The following is a 19,638-nucleotide window of genomic DNA, read 5'->3' on the forward strand; positions in this document are numbered from 1 at the left end:
AGCGCTGCATGGGATCGTCGGCGCCGATCGATCCCCCGTCCTCATGTGGACTCGATCGGCAAACGTCTGATGCGACGTCGAGTTGCCGCGAAGATCGCGTTCGTCACCGCCGGCGCCACGATAGCGGTCGCCGCTTCGCCGAGGCCGCCAGGTTCGGCGGCGCTCGGCACGATGTAAGTCTCGATGCGTGGGGCTTTCTCGATGCGCATCGGCAAATAGGTATCGAAGTTGGATTGCTCGACGCGCCCGTCCTTGAACGTGATCACCCCGCGCAGCGCAGCGGTCAGGCCGAATATCGTTCCGCTCTGCACCTGCGCATCGATCATGACCGGATTGATCGGCAGGCCGCAGTCCACCGCGCAGACGACGCGTTCCACCTTGACGGTGCCCTTCTCGTCGACGGCCACTTCGGCCACGAGCGACAGGTAGCTCCCGAAAGCGAACTGGACGGCCACCCCGCGGCCCTTTCCAGCGGGCATCGGCTTGCCCCAACCGGCCTTCTCTGCCGCAAGATTCAGAACGGCGAGAGCACGTGGATTGTGCCCAAGGAGATTCCTGCGGTATTCGACGGGATCCTGGCCCGCCGCGGCGGCGAGTTCATCCACGAAGCTCTCGACGACGAAGACATTATGCGCCGGTCCCACGCCGCGCCAGAACCCGGTCGTCACGCCGGGCGGTTCGGCCCGAACATAGTCGACCAGAATATTGGGTAAGGCATAGGGCGGCTCGGCGGCGCCCTCGACGGCATCGAAATCGAGGCCGTTCTTGAAAAGCGCGGGCACGGCGCGCGCGATGATCGAAGAGCCACACACCCGATGGTGCCAGGCGACCGGCTGTCCTGCGGCATCGAGGCCAGCCGATATCCGATCGTAGTAATAGGGACGATAGATGTCGTGCTGGATATCCTCCTCGCGACTCCAGATTACTTTCACAGGACCGTCGACCTGCTTGCCGATCTGTACGGCGAGGAGCGTTCCATCCGGCTCGAGCCGGCGACCAAAGCCGCCGCCGATATACTGGTTGTGAATGATCACGGCCTCCTGGGGAATGCCGAGCAGGGCCGCGACCGCCGCTTGTGTGACAGTCGGGATTTGCGTCCCGACCCAGATCTCGCAGGAGTTTTTCCGGACATGCACGGTGCAGTTCATGGGCTCCATGGCAGCGTGCGCCAGGAACGGAAGCTCGTAAGTCGCCTCGATGCGTCGCGCGGCGCCAGAGAATGCCTGTTCAAAATGTCCTTCGTTTCGCGCCACAGCGCCGGGAGCTTCGGACGCTCGCTTGAGCTGCTCGACGAGCATCTTGCTGTCGACGGACGCATTGGGGCCGTCGTCCCACGTGATGGCGGCAGACGCCAGGCCTTTCTTCGCCGCGCCCATGTGGTCGGCAACGACGGCAACCGCCTCGTCAGTCGTGACGACCTGGCGTACGCCCTTCGTCGCGAGCGCAGCAGCCTTGTTCACGTTCCTGGGCCGTCCACCAGCAACAGGCGAAATCGCGACCGCGGCAACTCTAAGGCCAGGCAAGATGACGTCGATACCGAATTGAGTCCGACCGGAGACCTTGTCGGCGGCTTCGATCCTCTTTGGGGATCTTCCGATCAGCTTGAACTGTTCCGGCGGCTTGAGCTTGATCTGATCGGGCGCTGGAGGCTTCAACGTGACGGCGGAGCGCAGCAGACTGCGGTAGGGGAGCGACTTTGCCCCCGAGGAATCGAAGACGACCCCGTTCTTTACGCTGCAAGTCGATGCCGCGACGTTCCACTGTTTCGCCGCCGCCGCGACCAGCATCAGGCGTGCCGCAGCACCCGCCAACCTCAGAGGCCGCCAAAAACCTCGAATTGACGCCGACGCGCCCGTCGTTTGCTGGCGCAGGATCGGAATCGGATTGGCATAAAGGGCATCGTTCGGCGGCGCGTGTTCGACCGTGACCGCGTCGAGATCGACCTCGAGCTCCTCCGCCAGAAGCATTGACATGGAGGTATAAATCCCCTGCCCCATCTCGACGCTCGGTATGGTCAAGTGCACGCGACCATCTGGCTCGATGCGGACGAACGCGTTGAGAGCCGGATCATTCTCCTTACTAGCGGCTTTCGACCAGGAAGGCAGCGCGACCGCCAGGGCGAGACCGCCCGCCGCCGTCGCTCCGACCTTGAGCAAGCTCCGGCGTGACAGCCTCGCCGGGTAACTGCGCGCTACCGATAGCGGCAGTCTCTCGGTTTCCGGTGCCATCATGGCTGCTTTCCTTTCGCCGCCCGCTTGATGGCGTCACGAATGCGATTGTAGGTACCGCATCGGCAGACATTGCCGGACATCGCGTCGTCTATCTCGGCATCCGTCGGACGGGGCGTGCTGGCCAGCAGCGCCACGGCAGACATGATCTGCCCCGATTGGCAATAGCCGCACTGGACCACGTCGAGGTCGAGCCATGCCTCCTGGACCTTACGGCCAAGAGCGGTGCCACCAATGGCTTCGATGGTCGTCACCGAGGAGTCGCCGACGCTATCGACGGTGGTTATGCAGGAGCGGGTCGCTACACCATCGATGTGAACCGTGCATGCGCCGCACAGCGCCATCCCGCACCCGAACTTCGTGCCGGTCATTTTGAGGACATCGCGAAGCACCCACAGCAAGGGAGTATCGCCGTCCACATCCACGGTCTGCCGTGTGCCATTGATCTTGAGCGCGTATGTCATTCTTTCGCCGGTTAAATGTCGTGAGATGGTTGCGATCATGCCGAAGCAAGCGCGACGGCTTCGATTTCCAGCAGCAATCCGTAATGAAGAGACGCCACTCCGGCGACTGCCCTCGCCGGCCGGACCTCACCGATCCAGTCGGCGTAGATCTGGTTGAAGCCCGGCCAAAAGTTCATATCGGTCACATAGACACGCACCTGAAGGAGCCGGCTTCGATTGGTTCCTGCAGCTTCGAGGCATGCATCCACATTGGCGAGTACCTGCTCGGCCTGCCGCTCGAACGGCTGGTCGCTCATGGGCTTCCCATTCACATCGACCGGAAGCTGTCCAGAAACGAACACGAGGCCGGCGGCCGTGCAGGTGTGGGAATAATGGCCGGCAGGCGGACGCAGCCGGGCGCTGTTTGCCAATACGATACTGTGCTGCATGTTGCTGCCTTCGATGTCTGCGTCCAGTTCAGTAGAACTGCATCAGGACTTTGTTATCTGCCAATTCGTCGGGAGCGGTTTCGTGGATGATCGCGCCCGATCGCATCACCAGGACGCGATCAGATATCTTGAACGCTTCCTTCACGTTCTGCTCCACCAGCAGGATTGACAGTCCCAGCTGCTGCTGAAGCCGGCGGATTGGCTGCAGCAGATCTTGGAACAGTTTCGGCGCCAATCCGATCGACGGCTCGTCCATCAAGAGACAACGGGGGCGGCTCAGCAAAGCGCGTGCGATGCTGACCATCTGTTGCTGTCCCCCCGAAAGCGTGCCCGCTCGGCGGGCGTAGAACGTCTTGATGCGGGGCAAGATCGACATCACCCACTCGACACGCTCGGACTGTTCTCGCTGCGGAACGTCGGTCGCCCACATCGCGAGCCGAAAGGTCTCATCGACCGTAAGGCCCGGGAAGATGCCGCGGCCTTCGGGCACGAGGCCAATCCCCAGGGCTGCCATTTTCTTGGGCTCGGGACGGTTCAGGCGCTGGCCGTCGACCGATATCTCTCCACCCTGGCGGGAGACCACCCCGAATAGCGCGTTCAACAGGGTCGACTTGCCCGCGCCGTTGTGACCGACGAGGCAGAGCACCTCGTTCCTGCGGATCTCCAGGCTGACATTGTCGAGAACGACGCGGCCCCCGTAGCCAACCCGGAGATTCTGAACGCTGATGAGAGCATTGGTCATGAGTTGCGTTCGCCGAAATAGATCGATGACAACTCCGGATTCCCGAGTATCTCCTCGGGCTCGCCGTCGGCCAGGAGACGCCCCTGATCGAGAAAACTGATCCTGTCGGAGATGCTCACGACGATCTCGAGGTTGTGCTCGATGATGCAGATCGTGATGCCGCGGCGAACTTCACTGCGCAACAGCGCCACGAACCGTTCGTAAGACCTGGGATCGAGCCCCGACGCCGGCTCGTCGAGAAGCCACATCTTGGCTTTGGTGGCCATGATGCGAGCCACGCTCAGAAACTTGCGCTCCGCGTATGCCAAATCGTTCGCGCGCACGTCGGCTTTGTGAAGCAGGCCGGTAGCGTCAAGTATTTCGTGCACTCTTTGGTGTCGCTCCGCGCCGCTGCCCGCCTCGGATTGCCAGAACCAGGCACTCCTCTCCATGACCGTGAGCACGTTCTCGAAGACCGTCATGTGGGAGAAAAGACGGAGATCCTGGAATGTCCGGGCAACCCCGAGGCGAGCGATCTTCCACGGCGCGGTGCCGACGATCGACTCTCCCTGCCAGCGGATGTCGCCCGCGGTCGGCCTGAGATGGCCCGTGATCAAATTGAAGAGCGTTGTCTTCCCCGCTCCGTTCGGGCCAACTAGTGTCGTGATAATCCCTTCGCGCAGATGAAGCGATACGTCCTCGACGGCCTTCACGCCGTCAAAGCTTTTGGTGAGATTGGCAATCTCCAGAAGAGTCGCCGTCAGGGCTGGCGATTTCGACATTTGCAGCACGTCACGCCTCCCCGCGCTTCACGCCCATCAGGCCGTCCGGCTTGAAGATCATCAGGAGAACCATCGCGAACCCATAGATCATCTGCTGCACGGATCCAATTTCGGTGCGCGGGAGGAATGGCAGATAGGTCAAGGCAGCCGGCAGCAGCGTGAGAAGCACCGCTCCTACAATCGGCCCCCACACCGTTCCGATGCCGCCAACGATAACCATGGCCATGAAAAGCGTTGAGGCATCGATGGTGAAGCTCTCCACGTTTATGAAGCCGAGGTAGTCGGCATAAAGGACGCCGGCAACGGCGCAGATCGAGGCCGAGTAGAACACCGAGAGCGTCTTGATGAGCGCGACATTTTTACCGAATGCCAGGGCGGCCGACTCGCTGTCCCTGATGGCCTTGAGGCTGCGACCAAGGCTCGAACGAACGATCGCCGTGGTGAGCACAACCACCAGGGCCAATGTTACGGCGGCAAGCCCGAGAAATTCGACGGGATCGCCGAACGCGTGTCCTCCGATGCTTGCCGGCGGGACGCCGACGAGTCCGCCTATGCCGCCTGTGACCGACTTCCACTCAGAGAACACCGTTGCGGCGAGGACCTGAAAACCGAGAGAGGCCGCCACGAAGTAGTCGCCTCGTACCCTCAAGGCGGGCAAGGCCAAAGCAGCCGAAATCAGTCCGGCGACGATCATCGCGGCCAGCAACTGAAGGAGTAACGAATCCGTCCATTGCAAGGCAATGAATGCCGCGACATATGCGCCGACGCCGAAGAACACTGCATGAGCCAGCGAGAAAATGCCCGCATATCCCATGATGAAGTTCAGAGTTATCGCCAGAATGGCATTGATGCAGACCAGCGTGGCAAGGTTCACGAGATAGGCAAACACGATGGCGATCCTCAGCTAGTCACGACGCGGCCGAAAAAGCCAGATGGACGCAGCACGATGAACGCGAACAGAATGAGGAACGTAACCGCCTCGCTCCACTGCGGATCGAACCTCCACAACGCCAGATTTTCTGCAATGCCCAGCAATAGTCCCGCGCACGCAGCGCCGCGCAGGCTGCCGACGCCGCCGACGATGGTGGCGGCGACGCTGATCAGCATGACGCGGCCGCCGATCGCCGCATTCAGCCCCGACGTCATGCTGGTGAGCACCGCGGCGGGGACGACGAGCACGGAGCCGAGCGCGAACGCACATGTGGACACGGCCCTCGGATTCAACCCAAAGGTCCTCACGAGCCCGGGACTCTCGGAGAGAGCACGAAGCGCGATCCCGATGTTGGTCTTGCTGAGAAATAGCTGGAGCGCGACGAAACACGTCACCGCGGCGACAACGGCAATTCCCGCCGTGGGAGCCACGTAGAGTCCGGGCACGAGTTCGACGCTCTTGCTCAGTGCCGAGGGCACCGAAATGAAGCCGCGTCCGAAGATTGTCCCAATCAGGTTCTGAATGACCACGGCGACGCCGAAGGAGCCGACGAAGATCGTAAAGAACGATCCGTCGGTACTCTGGATCGGGCCATAGACATAACGGTCCAAGGCGATCCCGAACACCACGACCACGATACAGGCCGCAAGAATCGAGATCGGCCACCAGACCAGAAGGACCGCATAGAGATAGTAGAATACGTACGCACTGATCGCGAAGCTCGCGCCGTGCGCAAAGTGAAAGATCTTGGTGGCCCCGAAGATGAGCGAGAAACCGACCGCGGTGAGGCCGTAGAGCGCGCCGACCTGGATTCCGTTGATGATGAGCTGGAGAAGAAGCATTGTTCCTCGCGCAGGCGTCAGAAGCTAGGGTGCCGCAACAATCTCGACGACGGCCGGTTCGCCGTCCACTTCGCTGATCTGCATGGCGGATCGGATCGTGCCGTCCTTCTCGAAGGTCACACGCCCACCGACCAGATCAAACGTTCCGATCTCTCGACGTTTCGCCAGCAGGTTCTTGCCCGTGATCGGCAAGCCGGCTTTCTGCAGGGCTGACGCCAAGGTCCCGAACAGGAGCACGGCGTTGTAATAGTTTGCGGCGTAGGCGGTTGGCGCCCTGTTGGTCTTGGCCTGATATTCCCGCGTGAACCGCTTGGTCACCGGATCGCCTGAATTCCAGTCGATTCGCTGCGTCGTGAAGAGCGCCCCCTTCGCCTCGGGAAGACTGGCGATGGCGGGAATCGCAAACCCCGAGTAACTGGCGAGCTGCTGCGTAACTCCATTGTCACGCAGCTGCTTGATGATCTGCGATTGCTGGGCGCCGAACGAGGCGATGTAAACGACATCCGGCTTCGCATCGCGCACCCGCGCCGCGACCCCGCTGAACTGTTGGGCATTCGATGGGACGGACAGTGCCTCGGCAAGCACCGCGCCGAGCGAAGGCAGACTGGATTCGAGCTCACGCTTGATCGACTGGCCGAGCGGATCATCCACGTAAACGAGGACAAACCGCTTCAATCCCCGCTTCTGAACGAGGTAGGGAGCCATCGCCCGCACCTCGAAATTGGCGAGCGGGATTACGTTCCAGAAATACTCACCGAGCTCGGCAAGATCGGGACCGACGCCGCCGCCATTGACGGCAACCGTGTGGCTTCGCGCGGCCGTCGTCGAGATCGCCTTGGACACCCCGGTGAACGCTGACAGGACATAGCTCACCTTCTCGACGTTCACGAGCTTGTTCATCGCAATCACGCCCTGTTGCGGGAGCGCCTGGCTGTCCTCATAGGCGATCGACAGCTTTCCGCCGAGGAACTTCGCGTCGTTGAGGTGGGAAACCGCGAGCTCGGTAGCCCCCATATAGAGATCGCCGTAATCGGCATTGGCGCCGCTCAGGGGAAAGATCGCTCCAATACGAAAATCCTCGGCTGACGCCCGCCCCGCCGAAGAGACGAGCAACGAGAATGCAAGAACCGCGACCTTCCGAAGGAGCAACATCGCAAACTCCTCACTTACCACCATTTACGAAAACGATTTCGCAATCTAGGTCGCGCCGCCTCCGCTTGTCAAGCGCGAGAATGTCGCCTTTCAGATTTCGTTGGCTGCGACCAATTGGCCGCCGTGGGATGAGCGCAGGATCAGCTCGGGCGACCAGATTTCCTGCAGCTCCTTGGGCGAACGGCCGTCCAAGAGGGCAAGAAGCAGCTCGACCATCCGGCGCCCCGCCTCAAACGTCGGCGCGGAAAACGTGGTCAGAGGCGGNGGGTTTAGATAGGGCCCAAGCGGATGGTTGTCGCACCCGATGACCGGAACATCCGCTCCCGGACGCCTGCCCGTTTCGGCGATCGCCTGCATCGCACCGGTCGCAATCAGGTCGTGACCGCACATGATCGCCGTCGGAGGATTGCTCATTGCGAGGAGCTGCCGGGCACCGTTCAGCCCGCCCTCTTCACTGGTGCTGGTTTCGACCACGAGATCAGCATCGAACGGCAGCTTGGCTGCTTTCAGGGCCGCGCGATAGCCCTCCTGCAGAAGGTGGCTGATCATGAGGTATCCCGGCGTACTCAGCAGACCAATCCGGCGATGCCCAAACCCTACGAAACGTGCCGTGCCGTTGCGTCCGGCGACTGTTCGGTCGATATCCACGAAGGGAAACGGCTTGCCGGTCTCGCTTCTGCCCAACGCCACAAACGGCACGTTACGTTCCTGGAGGTAGCGGATCCGGGGATCGTCGCGACGCGTGCGGCCAAACATCACGCCGTCGACCCGCTGCCGTTCGACCAGCCGGCGGAAGCTCTCGAGCTCCGTCTCCAGCGTTCGTCCCGCGACGATAATCAGCTGAAACGGAGTCTGACTCAGGCTCTGGTCAATTCCCATGAGCAGGTCCAGGAAGAACGGATGAGCGAAATGGGTTTGTGGAGGCGACAGGACGAACCCAATGGTCTCGGACGTTTGCGTCCGGAGCCGCCTCCCCGCCGGATCCGGCGAAAAGCCAAATTTTTCCGCCGCTTCCAACACACGCCGTTTCGTCGCATCGCTCACATCGCCACGGTCATTGATTGCCTTGGAGACCGTCGACACGGCCAGGCCCAAATGCCGGGCAAGCTCTACAATATTGATCCGCTGCTTCATCCAAGCCTCGTTGTCGCCAACACTTGACACATGACTTCGCCGGCGTCTAGGTTATTTACGAAATCGTTTTCGGAGATTTCCATGATCGACCTTGCTTCGCATGAAATGGCGATGCTCCGCCAGACGGTGCGAGGATTTGTCCGCAACCGGCTGGAGCCACTCGAACAGCAGATCGAGACCGACGACAACGTGTCTCCGGACCTGCTGGCCAAGTTGCGCGGCGAGGCCTCGGACCTTGGTATCTACGGGTTCAATCTTCCGCCTGAGCTCGGCGGTTACGGTCTTCCCGTCTCCGCGCAGGTCGGAATTCTGGAAGAGGTCACCCACACCTCCGTTCCCCTGTCCGAGGTCGTTGGATTCCTGCCGCTATCGCTGATCCATCTCAACGAGGAGCAGCGCGACCGTATTCTTCCCGACCTGGTTTCCGGGCGCGCGACGATGACTTACGCCCTCACTGAACCGGATGCCGGTTCAGATTTGAGCGGGATTCGCACCAAGGCGGCGAAGGTCGACGGAGGCTGGCGCCTCGAAGGCGCGAAGCAGTTCATCTCAAACGTCGAAACCTGCGACTACGTGATCGTGCTGGCGGTCAGTGATTCCACAGCTTCTCTCAAGGGGCGGCTGACCACGTTCATCGTCAAGCGCACCAATCCGGGGCTCGCGGGCCTGACGCGCTACAAGAAGATGGGGTGGCACGGCTATCATTTGAACGGGTTTTCGCTCGAAGACTGCTTCGTTCCGGATGAGGACGTTCTTGGCCGGCCCGGCGACGGCTTCCTGGTCATGATGGCCTCGATCAACCACGACAGAATCCTCTCTGCCTGCCGATCGCTGGGACTGGCGCAACGCGCGCATGACATGTCCGTCAATTACGCGAAGGAGCGTCGCGCCTTCGGCTCGCAGCTTGCAGGCCATCAGGCCATTCAGTTCATGATCGCCGACAACGATGTCGAGATCGAAGCGACGAGAGCACTCATCTATCGTGCCGCCGAATTATGCGATCAGAATGATCCGACCTCACGGATCGCGGTGTCCAGGGCCAAGCTGTATGCGAGCGAGATGGGATGCCGCGTCGTAGATCGCTGCCTCCAGATCTTCGGCGGGATGGGTTACATGTGCGAGCTCCCCATTGAGCGCTTCTATCGGGATGCCCGCGCGTTTCGATTGGGCGAAGGCACATCCGAGATGCAGCGGATTCAAATCGCCCGCCAAGCTCTCGCCAACTGACGCAGGGGATCACAATGAGTGGAACACCGGCCCCCTTTTTCGGGCTGCTTGATGACTACGTCGACGAGCCGGCGATCTATTTGGGCGATTACATTGCTACGCGCAAAGATCTCACCGAAGCATCGAACCGCGCCGCCGCCTTTCTGAGCAGCCTCGGGATGAAGCGTGGCGACGTGATCGCGCTCTGGCTGCCGGATGGCCCGACCTGGCTGCAGTTCCTGTTTGCCGCCGCGAGCCATGGGATTCTCGTCGTTCCGATCAGTACGAGATATCGACGCGCCGAAGCGCTCCATGTCATCGCGTTGTCTCGTGCAAAAGCCGTCGTGGCGGCGACCAACTTCCTTGATGTGGCCTTCGCGCAGATCGCCCGCGATATCCAAGGTGAAGCAGCCACTCTCGAACACGTCGTTGAGGTAATCGACCCAACCCGTTTCCACGCGGGCGCCGATGGTCATCTTGAAGCTGCCGGCCAGCCGGGAGACTTGCTCTGTACCTTCAGCACGTCCGGAACGACGGGTGCGCCGAAACTTGCCATTCACGACCAGCAGAGCTGCCGCACCCATGCCCTCACCGTCGCTTCTGCATTCGACATCCATCCCGGAGACAAGACGCTTTGTGCATTACCCCTCTATGGGGTCCTGGGATTTGTCCAAGCCATCGCGACGTTGGCGGGCGGTGGGGCCTGCGTTCTCATGCCGGTCTTCAAGGCGTCCGAAGCCGCATCGGCGATCGAGCGGCATGCGGTCACCCATGTGTTTGGTTCCGACGGGCTGCTGGATGCCATCTTCAACGTCCCTGCGGCGAAACTCTCGACGTTGCGTGCCGGGGGCTTTGCGGATTTCGCAGGTCTCACCGATCGGGTGATGAGGACTGCCGAAGATAGATGGGGCCTGCGTCTGGTGAGCGTGTACGGCTCATCCGAAGGCTTCGCGCTCATGGCCGCGCGCTCGCCCTCCGAGCCAATCGAAGCCAGATCAATACCTGGCGGTCGTTTGCTATCCGGCGAAATGGCCTTTCGTATCGTCGAGCTCGAGAGCGGAGCGCCGGTACCGCCCGGCGCAACCGGCGAGTTGCAGATACGCGGATACAATGTAATGCCCGGCTACCTGAACAACGAGGCCGCAACCGCGCGGTCGTTTACATCCGACGGCTGGTTCAGAACCGGTGATTTCGCCTATGCGCAGCACGAGGCGTTCGTCTTCCTTTCGCGCATCGGTGACGGCCTGCGCTTGCGCGGTTATCTGGTCGACCCAAGCGAAATAGAGGCGTTTCTCTGCCGGCACCCGGTTGTGTCGGCCGCTCAGGTCGTTGGCGTGCGTATCGAGGGAGAAGGCGACGTTGCGGTCGCCTTTGTTCGCGCCGACCGCAAGATCGGCGAGACGGAGCTTCTCTCCTACTGTCGAGAAGGCATCGCAAACTACAAGGTCCCGCGTCGCATCGTTCAGGTCGACGGGTTTCCGGTCATCGACGGCCCGAACGGGACGAAAATCCGCAAGGCGACCCTAAGAGAGCATGCCTCCCAGCTCCTCAGCTCCGCTCCGATGATCACTTGATGAGGTTGAAATGAAACGACACGAGATCAAATCAGACATCGCCTGGGCGACTCCCACTCAAATCAAGGTCCATGGCCTGGATCTCTGTTCCGAGATCGTCGGGGTCGTCGATTTTGGACAAATGGCGTTCCTGGAGATTTTCGCTCGCCTTCCAAGCGCGAACGAAGCTCGCATGTTCAACGCCATGATGGTGATCCTGGTCGAGCACGGAATTACGCCCTCTTCTCTCGCCACGCGCATGACCTACTGCGGCGCGCCAGAGGCCGTCCAGGCTTCGGTCGCTGCGGGACTATTGGGGTTAGGTTCTGTATTTGTGGGCTCGCTGGACAACGCGGCGAAGATGCTCCAGGACGCCTTGCCCGACCCACAGGCGTCCGTCGATCTCAAGGAAGTGGCGGCCAACATCGTCAGTGCCTACAGAGGCCGACACGAGATTATTCCGGGCATCGGCCATCCCTTTCACAAGCCGATCGATCCGCGCACACCGGCGCTGTTCAAAGTCGCTCAAGAAACCGGCTTTCGCGGTCGTTACGTGGAGCTCATGGAGAACATCGGAGCAGAGGCAAGCAAACAATACGGCCGACCGCTCCCCGTGAACGTCACCGGCGCAATGGCAGCCATTGCCTCGGAGTTCAAGCTGCCCTGGAAGATGTGCCGCGGACTGGCAGTGGCAGCTCGTGCGGTGGGGCTTGTTGGGCACATCATCGAGGAAATGCGTCAGCCCATGGCCGAGGAGATCTATTATCGGATCGAGCACGAGGCCACCGAGCACTCCCGCCCACGCGAGTGAAGGAGCGTCGGATGAGTAGAGATCCGGCTTTTCCCACTCCTTCGACTCAAAGGCCAACGCCGGACCGTTTCCGGTTCTGGAGCCGCGAGAAGCTGCGGAACGCAGATACAGATCAGTTCCGGCACGTCAACAATGCCTCGATCGCCAGCTTCCTGGAAGGTGGTCGCATGGAGCTCTTTGCAGCTCCCGCAATAAGTCGCCTCATGAACGGATTAAACGTCGTTGTCGGACGGCTGAACATCGAATTTCATGCCGAGATCTTTTATCCTGGGCAGCTGGATATCGGCTCGACGGTCACCCACATCGGCCGTTCGTCGTTCGAGGTCCTGCAAGCCATCTTCCGCGACGGTACGTGCGTGGCTTCCGCTGTAGCGTCTTGCGTGCTGCTTAAAGCGGGAAAGCCGCATGCCATTCCGAACGACATCCGGCGACACCTCCTCGGAGACCTCGGCGATTCCTCCAATTCGGCGGGAGCTTGAACATGGCCGTCCTGTACAGCCGCGACGGCGCAGTCGCCATTCTCACCTTGAATGATTCGCAGCGACGCAATGCCCTTTCCAGGGCTTCGGTCTCGATGCTGCTTGAGCTGCTGGAGAGGTCTCGCGTCGAAAAAGCACGAGCCATCGTGATCGCAGCAAATGGACCCGTATTCTGCGCGGGCGCCAACATAGACGACCTGAAGGACGGTTGGATGAGCGGCGCTCCCGATCCGACGGATCCCGCTCTTCTGTTTCGCGCATTGGCCGAGGAGTCACGTCCCACGATAGCGGCGGTTCAGGGCGGAGCTCTCGGCGGTGGATTTGAACTGACTCTCTCCTGCGATCTTGTGGTGATGGGGGCGGAGAGCTACTTCGCCCTCCCGGAATTGGGGCACGGTGTGATCCCCAACACTGCACTCGCTCGCCTCTATCGGGTCGCCGGTACCCGACGTGCGATCGAGTTGATATTGACCCGCCGCCGATTGAGTGCAGTTGAGGCCGTCGAATGGGGGTTGGCAAACCGCCTGGTCCCAACGGCTGACGTACTTTCAAGCGCAATCGACCTCGCGCTGAGTATCGTTCAGTCAGCGCCGCCAGGGGCCATAGCTGCCGCAAAGCGAAACCTTGCCCACCACGGCGAAACGGATTGGGCGCGAGTGGTATCTTCGCCCCAAGATGTTCCACCCGCTGAGTGGCGAGAAGGATTGCGATCCTTCGATGAACGGCGCAAGCCCAGCTATGATAAGTTCTGGCAGGACATGTAAGCAATGGAGCAAAAGGAAACCCGCGCCGCGCCGAAGGACATTCACTTCTACGAGCCGGCCAAAGGGCATGGCCTGAAGCATGATCCTTTCAACGCCATTGTCGCACCGCGACCGATCGGCTGGATTTCCTCGCGCGATGCCAAGGGCAACATCAACCTCGCGCCGTACAGCTTCTTCAACGCCTTTTGCTACACGCCAGCGATCGTCGGCTTCTCCTCGACGGGCTGGAAAGACACCATTGCGAACGTCCAGGAAACCAGGGAGTTCTGCTGGAATCTCGCAACCATTGATCTCGCGAGGCAAATGAATGCGACCGCAGCTCATGTCGCCCGTGAGGTCAACGAGTTCGCAATCGCCGGACTGACGACAACGCCGAGCAAGTTCGTCAACGTGCCGCGCGTGGCGGAAAGCCCGGTGTCCTTCGAGTGCAGACTAACAGAAATCATCCAGCTCAAGGGCGCGGAGGGCGAACAAGCGGAGGCCTGGCTGACGCTCGGCGAAGTTGTGGCCGTTCATATCGATAAGGCTTTTATCAAAGACGGCGTCTACCACACCGAGCTCGCGCGCCCGATCGCACGCGCCGGCCGGCGAGGAGACTATTTCGAGGTGACACCCGAAACTATGTTCGAAATGGTTCGGCCGGACTAACCGCGCAGCGGCGCTTGGGCCGCCATCGCCTGGTCTCTGGAAGACGATTCCGTTGTCGTGCGATTCCACCTAGAGCCCCAACCCGGTCAAGAACGCATCGATCTGTCGCTCAAAACGGGGGCGCTCATAATCCACCAGCGCCATGCGCCAGAGGCCTTGCAAGTACGTTGTAATGACCAGAGCAATGGTCCGCGAATCCAACGAAGGGGGCAGCAATCCCTTGTCTCGATCCCGACTCAGTTGTTCGCGCAGGAACAGCTGCAAGTTTTCCAGGCTGCCCTCAGCGCGTTTTCGCAGATCAGGCTCCGACAACACCTCTTCGGTCGCCATTGCGGCAAGCATGCAAAGAGGGGACGGTGTACTCGGGTTGTCCAGACAATCGAGGACAGCGTTGAAGAATGCGCGAATTCCTTCAGCCGCGGTGCGCGCCGAGAGCAACGCCTGGATCCGCGTACGGACGACCGTGTCCTCGTAGCGCTGCAGGCACGATAGATAGAGCTCCTTCTTGCTCTTGAGGGTGTTGTAGAACGAGCCTTCGCCGATATCCATGACCTTCAAGAGATCGCGCAATCCGGTCTCGGCGTAGCCGTTCTTCCAAAACAGCCACATCGCCTTGTCGAGCGCCCTGTTGTAATCGAATGCAATTTTGCGTGCCATCACAGGATCATACACAAATTTGTAGCAGTCGCTAAAAAATTCCTTGCGGATGCCAATCGTTCGACACTAATGTTGTAGCAGTTGTTACAAAATATCACTCGCCGAGCGGTTCACGCTGGTGGGGTCATCTGGAGTTGAATATGTCCGCTGTTGCTATGTCGCCGGGTTCGCGATCGCTTTCCGCCGGCGACCCTGACGCTCGCTTGGCGTTGGTGCTGCCCCCGGCGCCGGACAGCCTCGCGCCCTTCGACGTCCGTATTCCCCAAGCCGCCATCGACGATCTGCGCCTGCGGCTCAGCATCGCCAGATGGCCCGACCGTGAGACAGCGAGCGACTGGTCGCAGGGAGTGCCGCTATCTGCCGCAAAGTCGTTGGTCGATTACTGGATCCACGACTATGACTGGCGGAAGTTCGAAGCGCGCCTCAACCGCTTTCCGCAGTTCCGCACGCGCATTGACGGTGTCGGCATTCATTTCATTCATGCACGCTCGCCTCATGCGCAGGCCCTCCCCATTCTCCTCACCCATGGATGGCCGGGTTCGGTGGCGGAATTTCTGGACGTCATCGACCGGCTGACTGACCCGACAAGATTCGGCGGACGGGCTGAAGATGCTTTCCACGTGGTCGTACCGTCGATACCGGGCTTCGGCTTCTCCGACAAACCCACTGAGCAGGGCTGGAATCCGGCGCGCATTGCGAGAGCCTGGGCGATGCTGATGCAGGAGCGGCTCGGGTATGGCCGCTGGGTGGCGCAGGGAGGGGATTGGGGCTCGGCCATCACCCATGCCATGGCCAGCCAGCGCCCGCAGGGCTTGTTGGCCGCCCATGTCAACCTGCCTCTTGTCGTCCCCAAATCGGCTCCGGCGCAGCCAAGCAAGGAAGAACTAAAGGCCCTGGAAGACATTGAGTACTATCTCAATCAAATGGCCGGCTATGCCGACCAGATGAATACGCGACCACAGACGATCGGTTATGCGCTGAACGACTCGCCGTTGGCGCTCGCCATGTGGATGTACGAGAAGTTCTGGGAATGGACCGATAACCGTGGCCTTCCGGAAGATGCCCTCACCTGTGATCAGATGCTCGACGATATTTCCCTCTACTGGTTCACCGGCACAGGAACCTCGAGTGCGCGCCTCTACTGGGAAGGTGTCGGAAACACGATCCGGGAAAACAGCTTCTTCTCGAGTTCGCGCGCCTCGTCCGACCCAATCGATCTTCCGATGGGGGCGACCATCTTCCCTGGCGAAACCTTCCTCGCCCCGCGATCCTGGGCCGAAGCAGCCTACCCAAACCTGTTTTACTGGAACACAGTAGACAAGGGTGGACACTTCGCCGCTTTCGAGCAGCCGGAAATCTTCGCGAAGGAAATGTGGCAAGCCTTCAGACCATTCCGAGGCTGAGCCACAGACCGCATCGCAGACGAAACCATCGTTGCCGCGACATGGACGGTAAGCCGCACCGATCGGGCTTGCAATTAGTACCGCTCCACCTCAGGCGAGCAGAACTTCCTCATCCGATCTCGCCTCTGCGTCATAGACCTTAACCTGCAGCATTGGAAATCGCCGCTTTAGATCTCTCGCACCCGTCTGGGCGCCCTCCTTCGTCGTGAACTCGGTCTTGATTCGGCCGTCGACGACAATCGCGTAGCCGGCCGTCGGTAAGTCACAAGTCGATCTAGACATAAGCGAATATCCAAATGTAACGTTAGGTCCGTCCTGGGACGGCGTCATTTTTTCTGTGAGTCTCGCAAGCGGAGCAAGTGGAGAAGCCGGACATTTTCGCCGTCGCTTCGCAGCTTAGTGGCGTGGTATCGCATGCCGGCGCAGAATAGGCTGTCCCTCCCGGTGTCCTCGTCGCCCCCCGCCAAGCCCGGCTTTCGCAAGAAACGAGTTCAGCAAAGCTGGAACACCTTACTGCGTTCGGTTTGTGACTGGCGAGCCGCCCGGTAGGCGCGACGCAAACTGGCCACTGCACCCGCGGCGGTTCGGATCGCTTTCTTCGTAGCGACGATCGTCACGGTAGTCTCGCTGGCAAACGTCGCCTATCAGGTGGTCCGCAAGCTGACCGAGCTCCTCTTTTTCGTGGGCGGGGCTCTCGACAAGGTGCCGAGCGATGGGGCCCGCGCGGGCCTTCGTACGCCGTGGCTTCCAGGTGATGGCAGGCGAGCGCTGCGGCGATCACCTCGTCACGGCGTACCTCGCCAAGGTCAACGCGATGAAGCGGCAGTTTTTGCGGCTTGCGGTCAACAACCAAAACTAGCTGAAGGATGAACGCGGTGGAATCGCTCGCTGGCAGATCAATGGCACCGATGGAGCTGCCGCAGCCTCAATTGCTTATTGCAGAGGAAAAAGGGTCCCACGTAAGCCTTTAGCCCTAGGCGCGCACGCGCCGAGCGCGCTAGGCGGATGTACGGCCTTATCACTCCAGTTCTGGTGGACGGACCATAAGGCGCAGCGCGAAGCGACGATCCGGTCCTGTGTCTCGCGAAACAGCCGCTCCCTAGTCCCGATGAGTTTCAGGCGTAACCAAGTTTCGCCATTTCTGAAACTGCCCTGTGACGACGCTTCGCTAAATCCTTGGTGCATTCGGATCCGCTCACTCAAGCGGGCAACGACCAGGAGCGAACATGAGAGGACGACAAGGTTTGGCTGAGCCGTTCGCAAGTTCTCCGAACGACCCAGCGAGCCACGCTCCGGTTGATAGCGTCCTTGGCACGGCAGTACTGACACCAAGCCCGAGATCTTCATCTTTCCGGCCGAACTCCAATTTCGGCGACACCCCCAGTGCCACAATCCGACACACGTTGCGAACCATTGCGGAAAGCGGCTGCAAGGCGCTCGATCGAGTGAAAGAACTACGACCGCTTATAACACAGGCACATGACACCTTGCGCGAGCGCTTTGAATCGGCTGGTTCAGCCGAGGACTACCTACGCGGTAGGGCGAAACTTGCGGATAGCGCAGTTATCGGTCTGCTCCACGTTGCATCGATATCAAGCGGAATACATGGCAGGAGCATGGTCGCTCCACTCGCAGTGATTGCGGTGGGTGGGTACGGGAGAAAGGAAATGGCCCCCGGCTCCGACCTCGACTTGCTCTTTCTCCTCCCCGAAAGCAGCCGAGCCCGCGCTGGAGGTGTCGCACCAGCGACGAAGGCCTGCACAGTGCAGTCGTCGCAAGCCTCTGGGATCTCGGATTCGTGGTAGATCATGCGGCGCGGTCGGTCAGTGAATGCCTTGAGCTTGCTAAAGATGACGCCACCGTTCTTGCGGGTCTCGTTGACCGGCGGTTCCTATGGGGCGGCTTCGGTTTGTTCGGGTCCCTCGATAGCGATATGACAGCCCTCCTCTCCGGACCTGACGCAGGACGCTGGAGAGACGCGGTTGGCGATGCTCTGGCGAGCGCTCATCGCTTTGCACCACGCGAAATGCAAGCTTTGGAGGATGAGCCTGACCTCAAGCGAGGTCCCGGTGGCCTGCGGGACTTGCAGCGCGCAATCTGGGCAAATACGCCCGCGTCGGGACGTCCCATGCCGCTCACACAAGCGTCGCTTATCGAGGCGCACCGCTTCTTGTGGCTTATGCGGTGTCATCTGCATTTACTCGCGGGTCGAGCGGAAGACCGTCTTAGCTTGTCGCTCCAACCCGGCATCGCTTGCCGGCTCGGATTGGACGCCCCCCACAAATCCACCGAGCCTCTCCTGCTGGATATCTTCCGTTATCACAGGCGCAATGTGCTCGCTGCCGTAGGCGTTAAAAGCGTCCGCACCTCGGTGTGAAGGTGCTTCCACAACTATGATCAATATCAACCAAGAGGCCAAAATGCCAAAATATAGGCTCGAGTACATCTGGCTCGACGGATATACGCCGACTCCGAATTTGCGCGGCAAGACTCAGATCAAGGAATTCGCGTCGTTCCCGACGCTCGAGCAGCTTCCGCTCTGGGGCTTCGATGGCTCCTCCACGCAGCAGGCCGAAGGCCACAGCTCGGATTGCGTGCTGAAGCCGGTCGCGGTCTTCCCGGACGGCGCCCGCACCAACGGCGTGCTGGTGATGTGCGAAGTCATGATGCCCGATGGCAAGACCCCGCATCCGTCGAACAAGCGCGCCACCATCCTCGATGACGCCGGCGCCTGGTTCGGCTTCGAGCAGGAGTACTTCTTCTACAAGGACGGCCGTCCGCTCGGCTTCCCGACCGCCGGCTATCCGGCGCCGCAGGGCCCGTACTACACCGGCGTCGGCTACTCGAACGTCGGCGACGTCGCCCGCAAGATCGTCGAAGAGCATCTCGACCTCTGCCTCGCGGCCGGCATCAACCATGAAGGCATCAACGCGGAAGTCGCGAAGGGCCAGTGGGAATTCCAGATCTTCGGCAAGGGCTCCAAGACCGCTGCCGACCAGATGTGGATGGCCCGCTACCTGATGCTGCGCCTCACCGAGAAGTACGGCATCGACATCGAATTCCACTGCAAGCCGCTCGGCGACACCGACTGGAACGGCTCCGGCATGCACGCCAACTTCTCGACCGCCTACATGCGCGAAGTCGGCGGCAAGGAGTACTTCGAGGCGCTGATGGCGGCCTTCGAGAAGAACCTGATGGACCACATCGCCGTCTACGGCCCGGACAACGACAAGCGTCTGACCGGCAAGCACGAGACCGCGCCCTGGAACAAGTTCAGCTATGGCGTGGCCGACCGCGGTGCCTCGATCCGCGTTCCGCACTCCTTCGTCAACAACGGCTACAAGGGCTATCTGGAAGACCGCCGTCCGAACTCGCAGGGCGACCCATACCAGATCGCTTCGCAGATCCTGAAGACGATCTCGTCCGTGCCGACCG

The 19,638-nt window shown here is 60.7% G+C and carries 21 protein-coding genes and 1 pseudogene; 11 read left to right on the plus strand and 11 right to left on the minus strand.

The genetic code is table 11. The annotated features are described in order from the left end of the window. Positions 1 to 41: 41 nt before the first annotated feature. The 10 genes and pseudogenes from AYJ54_RS46215 to AYJ54_RS54260 form a co-directional block, all read right to left on the minus strand. The gene (locus tag AYJ54_RS46215) at positions 42 to 2,231 is read right to left on the minus strand and encodes a xanthine dehydrogenase family protein molybdopterin-binding subunit (RefSeq protein WP_347337256.1); all 2,190 of its coding nucleotides are present in this window, start codon (positions 2,229 to 2,231) and stop codon (positions 42 to 44) included. Then, positions 2,228 to 2,692: a (2Fe-2S)-binding protein gene (locus tag AYJ54_RS46220; RefSeq protein WP_063709215.1), complete on the minus strand. Its 465-nt coding sequence runs from the start codon at positions 2,690 to 2,692 to the stop codon at positions 2,228 to 2,230. The genes AYJ54_RS46215 and AYJ54_RS46220 overlap by 4 nt, the downstream gene beginning before the upstream one ends. 35 nt (positions 2,693 to 2,727) lie before the next feature. After that, positions 2,728 to 3,120 carry a RidA family protein gene (locus tag AYJ54_RS46225; protein ID WP_063709216.1) on the minus strand — a complete coding sequence of 131 codons (393 nt, stop codon included), beginning with the start codon at positions 3,118 to 3,120 and terminating at the stop codon, positions 2,728 to 2,730. Between the two features lie 28 nt (positions 3,121 to 3,148). Continuing rightward, positions 3,149 to 3,862: an ABC transporter ATP-binding protein gene (locus AYJ54_RS46230; RefSeq protein WP_063709217.1), complete on the minus strand. Its 714-nt coding sequence runs from the start codon at positions 3,860 to 3,862 to the stop codon at positions 3,149 to 3,151. Continuing rightward, positions 3,859 to 4,623: an ABC transporter ATP-binding protein gene (locus AYJ54_RS46235; RefSeq protein ID WP_063709234.1), complete on the minus strand. Its 765-nt coding sequence runs from the start codon at positions 4,621 to 4,623 to the stop codon at positions 3,859 to 3,861. Before AYJ54_RS46235 ends, AYJ54_RS46230 begins: the two co-directional genes overlap by 4 nt. 10 nt (positions 4,624 to 4,633) lie before the next feature. Beyond that, positions 4,634 to 5,512: a branched-chain amino acid ABC transporter permease gene (locus tag AYJ54_RS46240; RefSeq protein WP_063709218.1), complete on the minus strand. Its 879-nt coding sequence runs from the start codon at positions 5,510 to 5,512 to the stop codon at positions 4,634 to 4,636. Between the two features lie 11 nt (positions 5,513 to 5,523). Continuing rightward, positions 5,524 to 6,396, minus strand: a complete 873-nt coding sequence (locus tag AYJ54_RS46245) for a branched-chain amino acid ABC transporter permease (protein WP_063709219.1) — start codon at positions 6,394 to 6,396, stop codon at positions 5,524 to 5,526. A 24-nt stretch (positions 6,397 to 6,420) separates the two neighbouring features. After that, positions 6,421 to 7,548: an ABC transporter substrate-binding protein gene (locus tag AYJ54_RS46250; protein WP_063709235.1), complete on the minus strand. Its 1,128-nt coding sequence runs from the start codon at positions 7,546 to 7,548 to the stop codon at positions 6,421 to 6,423. 90 nt (positions 7,549 to 7,638) lie between these two features. Further along, a partial coding sequence (locus AYJ54_RS54255; protein ID WP_430641480.1) for a substrate-binding domain-containing protein occupies positions 7,639 to 7,812 on the minus strand: 174 nt, incomplete at its 5' end. Between the two features lies 1 nt (position 7,813). Continuing rightward, positions 7,814 to 8,682: pseudogene (locus AYJ54_RS54260) on the minus strand (LacI family DNA-binding transcriptional regulator); the annotation flags it as partial. Positions 8,683 to 8,763: 81 nt separating this feature from the next. Here AYJ54_RS54260 and AYJ54_RS46260 point away from each other — a divergent pair. From AYJ54_RS46260 to AYJ54_RS46285, 6 genes are read left to right on the plus strand one after another with little or no spacing between them, the layout of a single operon-like run. Next, positions 8,764 to 9,909 (plus strand): acyl-CoA dehydrogenase family protein, encoded by a 1,146-nt coding sequence (locus AYJ54_RS46260; RefSeq protein ID WP_063709220.1) that lies wholly within the window; start codon positions 8,764 to 8,766, stop codon positions 9,907 to 9,909. Positions 9,910 to 9,923: 14 nt separating this feature from the next. Further along, positions 9,924 to 11,462 (plus strand): AMP-binding protein, encoded by a 1,539-nt coding sequence (locus AYJ54_RS46265; protein ID WP_063709221.1) that lies wholly within the window; start codon positions 9,924 to 9,926, stop codon positions 11,460 to 11,462. Between the two features lie 10 nt (positions 11,463 to 11,472). Further along, positions 11,473 to 12,252 (plus strand): citryl-CoA lyase, encoded by a 780-nt coding sequence (locus tag AYJ54_RS46270; protein ID WP_063709222.1) that lies wholly within the window; start codon positions 11,473 to 11,475, stop codon positions 12,250 to 12,252. Positions 12,253 to 12,263: 11 nt separating this feature from the next. Continuing rightward, positions 12,264 to 12,731 carry an acyl-CoA thioesterase gene (locus AYJ54_RS46275; RefSeq protein WP_063709237.1) on the plus strand — a complete coding sequence of 156 codons (468 nt, stop codon included), beginning with the start codon at positions 12,264 to 12,266 and terminating at the stop codon, positions 12,729 to 12,731. 2 nt (positions 12,732 to 12,733) lie between these two features. Continuing rightward, positions 12,734 to 13,495, plus strand: coding sequence for an enoyl-CoA hydratase/isomerase family protein (locus tag AYJ54_RS46280; RefSeq protein ID WP_063709223.1), 762 nt, complete (start codon positions 12,734 to 12,736; stop codon positions 13,493 to 13,495). Between the two features lie 3 nt (positions 13,496 to 13,498). After that, positions 13,499 to 14,143: a flavin reductase family protein gene (locus AYJ54_RS46285; RefSeq protein ID WP_063709224.1), complete on the plus strand. Its 645-nt coding sequence runs from the start codon at positions 13,499 to 13,501 to the stop codon at positions 14,141 to 14,143. 69 nt (positions 14,144 to 14,212) lie between these two features. On the opposite strand, the gene AYJ54_RS46290 is transcribed toward AYJ54_RS46285, so the two are convergent. Next, positions 14,213 to 14,800, minus strand: a complete 588-nt coding sequence (locus AYJ54_RS46290; RefSeq protein WP_063709225.1) for a TetR/AcrR family transcriptional regulator — start codon at positions 14,798 to 14,800, stop codon at positions 14,213 to 14,215. Positions 14,801 to 14,940: 140 nt separating this feature from the next. Here AYJ54_RS46290 and AYJ54_RS46295 point away from each other — a divergent pair, with 140 nt between their 5' ends. The 5 genes from AYJ54_RS46295 to AYJ54_RS46310 all read left to right on the plus strand — a co-directional run. Then, the gene (locus tag AYJ54_RS46295; protein WP_082906152.1) at positions 14,941 to 16,203 is read left to right on the plus strand and encodes an epoxide hydrolase family protein; all 1,263 of its coding nucleotides are present in this window, start codon (positions 14,941 to 14,943) and stop codon (positions 16,201 to 16,203) included. Positions 16,204 to 16,915: 712 nt separating this feature from the next. Next, entirely contained in the window at positions 16,916 to 17,062 is a 147-nt protein-coding gene (locus AYJ54_RS50420; RefSeq protein WP_347337257.1) for a hypothetical protein, read from the plus strand. Between the two features lie 808 nt (positions 17,063 to 17,870). Next, positions 17,871 to 18,008, plus strand: coding sequence for a hypothetical protein (locus AYJ54_RS54265; RefSeq protein ID WP_430641478.1), 138 nt, complete (start codon positions 17,871 to 17,873; stop codon positions 18,006 to 18,008). Positions 18,009 to 18,229: 221 nt separating this feature from the next. Continuing rightward, positions 18,230 to 18,580, plus strand: coding sequence for a [protein-PII] uridylyltransferase family protein (locus tag AYJ54_RS54270; RefSeq protein WP_430641481.1), 351 nt, complete (start codon positions 18,230 to 18,232; stop codon positions 18,578 to 18,580). Between the two features lie 43 nt (positions 18,581 to 18,623). Beyond that, positions 18,624 to 19,638 (plus strand): glutamine synthetase beta-grasp domain-containing protein (locus AYJ54_RS46310; RefSeq protein ID WP_063709238.1); only part of this gene is annotated, 1,015 nt, incomplete at its 3' end.

The organism is Bradyrhizobium centrolobii, from assembly GCF_001641635.1.
Classification (GTDB): domain Bacteria; phylum Pseudomonadota; class Alphaproteobacteria; order Rhizobiales; family Xanthobacteraceae; genus Bradyrhizobium; species Bradyrhizobium centrolobii.

What these genes read in the sequence shown, in the direction of transcription:
- AYJ54_RS46215 (WP_347337256.1), bottom strand. Translation starts at nt 2,231, where the DNA reads ATGATGGCACCGGAAACCGAGAGACTGCCGCTATCGGTAGCGCGCAGT.
- AYJ54_RS46220 (WP_063709215.1), bottom strand. Translation starts at nt 2,692, where the DNA reads ATGACATACGCGCTCAAGATCAATGGCACACGGCAGACCGTGGATGTG.
- AYJ54_RS46225 (WP_063709216.1), bottom strand. Translation starts at nt 3,120, where the DNA reads ATGCAGCACAGTATCGTATTGGCAAACAGCGCCCGGCTGCGTCCGCCT.
- AYJ54_RS46230 (WP_063709217.1), bottom strand. Translation starts at nt 3,862, where the DNA reads ATGACCAATGCTCTCATCAGCGTTCAGAATCTCCGGGTTGGCTACGGG.
- AYJ54_RS46235 (WP_063709234.1), bottom strand. Translation starts at nt 4,623, where the DNA reads ATGTCGAAATCGCCAGCCCTGACGGCGACTCTTCTGGAGATTGCCAAT.
- AYJ54_RS46245 (WP_063709219.1), bottom strand. Translation starts at nt 6,396, where the DNA reads ATGCTTCTTCTCCAGCTCATCATCAACGGAATCCAGGTCGGCGCGCTC.
- AYJ54_RS46250 (WP_063709235.1), bottom strand. Translation starts at nt 7,548, where the DNA reads ATGTTGCTCCTTCGGAAGGTCGCGGTTCTTGCATTCTCGTTGCTCGTC.
- AYJ54_RS46260 (WP_063709220.1), top strand. Translation starts at nt 8,764, where the DNA reads ATGATCGACCTTGCTTCGCATGAAATGGCGATGCTCCGCCAGACGGTG.
- AYJ54_RS46265 (WP_063709221.1), top strand. Translation starts at nt 9,924, where the DNA reads ATGAGTGGAACACCGGCCCCCTTTTTCGGGCTGCTTGATGACTACGTC.
- AYJ54_RS46270 (WP_063709222.1), top strand. Translation starts at nt 11,473, where the DNA reads ATGAAACGACACGAGATCAAATCAGACATCGCCTGGGCGACTCCCACT.
- AYJ54_RS46275 (WP_063709237.1), top strand. Translation starts at nt 12,264, where the DNA reads ATGAGTAGAGATCCGGCTTTTCCCACTCCTTCGACTCAAAGGCCAACG.
- AYJ54_RS46280 (WP_063709223.1), top strand. Translation starts at nt 12,734, where the DNA reads ATGGCCGTCCTGTACAGCCGCGACGGCGCAGTCGCCATTCTCACCTTG.
- AYJ54_RS46285 (WP_063709224.1), top strand. Translation starts at nt 13,499, where the DNA reads ATGGAGCAAAAGGAAACCCGCGCCGCGCCGAAGGACATTCACTTCTAC.
- AYJ54_RS46290 (WP_063709225.1), bottom strand. Translation starts at nt 14,800, where the DNA reads ATGGCACGCAAAATTGCATTCGATTACAACAGGGCGCTCGACAAGGCG.
- AYJ54_RS46295 (WP_082906152.1), top strand. Translation starts at nt 14,941, where the DNA reads ATGTCCGCTGTTGCTATGTCGCCGGGTTCGCGATCGCTTTCCGCCGGC.
- AYJ54_RS50420 (WP_347337257.1), top strand. Translation starts at nt 16,916, where the DNA reads ATGGGGCCCGCGCGGGCCTTCGTACGCCGTGGCTTCCAGGTGATGGCA.
- AYJ54_RS54265 (WP_430641478.1), top strand. Translation starts at nt 17,871, where the DNA reads ATGGCCCCCGGCTCCGACCTCGACTTGCTCTTTCTCCTCCCCGAAAGC.
- AYJ54_RS54270 (WP_430641481.1), top strand. Translation starts at nt 18,230, where the DNA reads ATGCAAGCTTTGGAGGATGAGCCTGACCTCAAGCGAGGTCCCGGTGGC.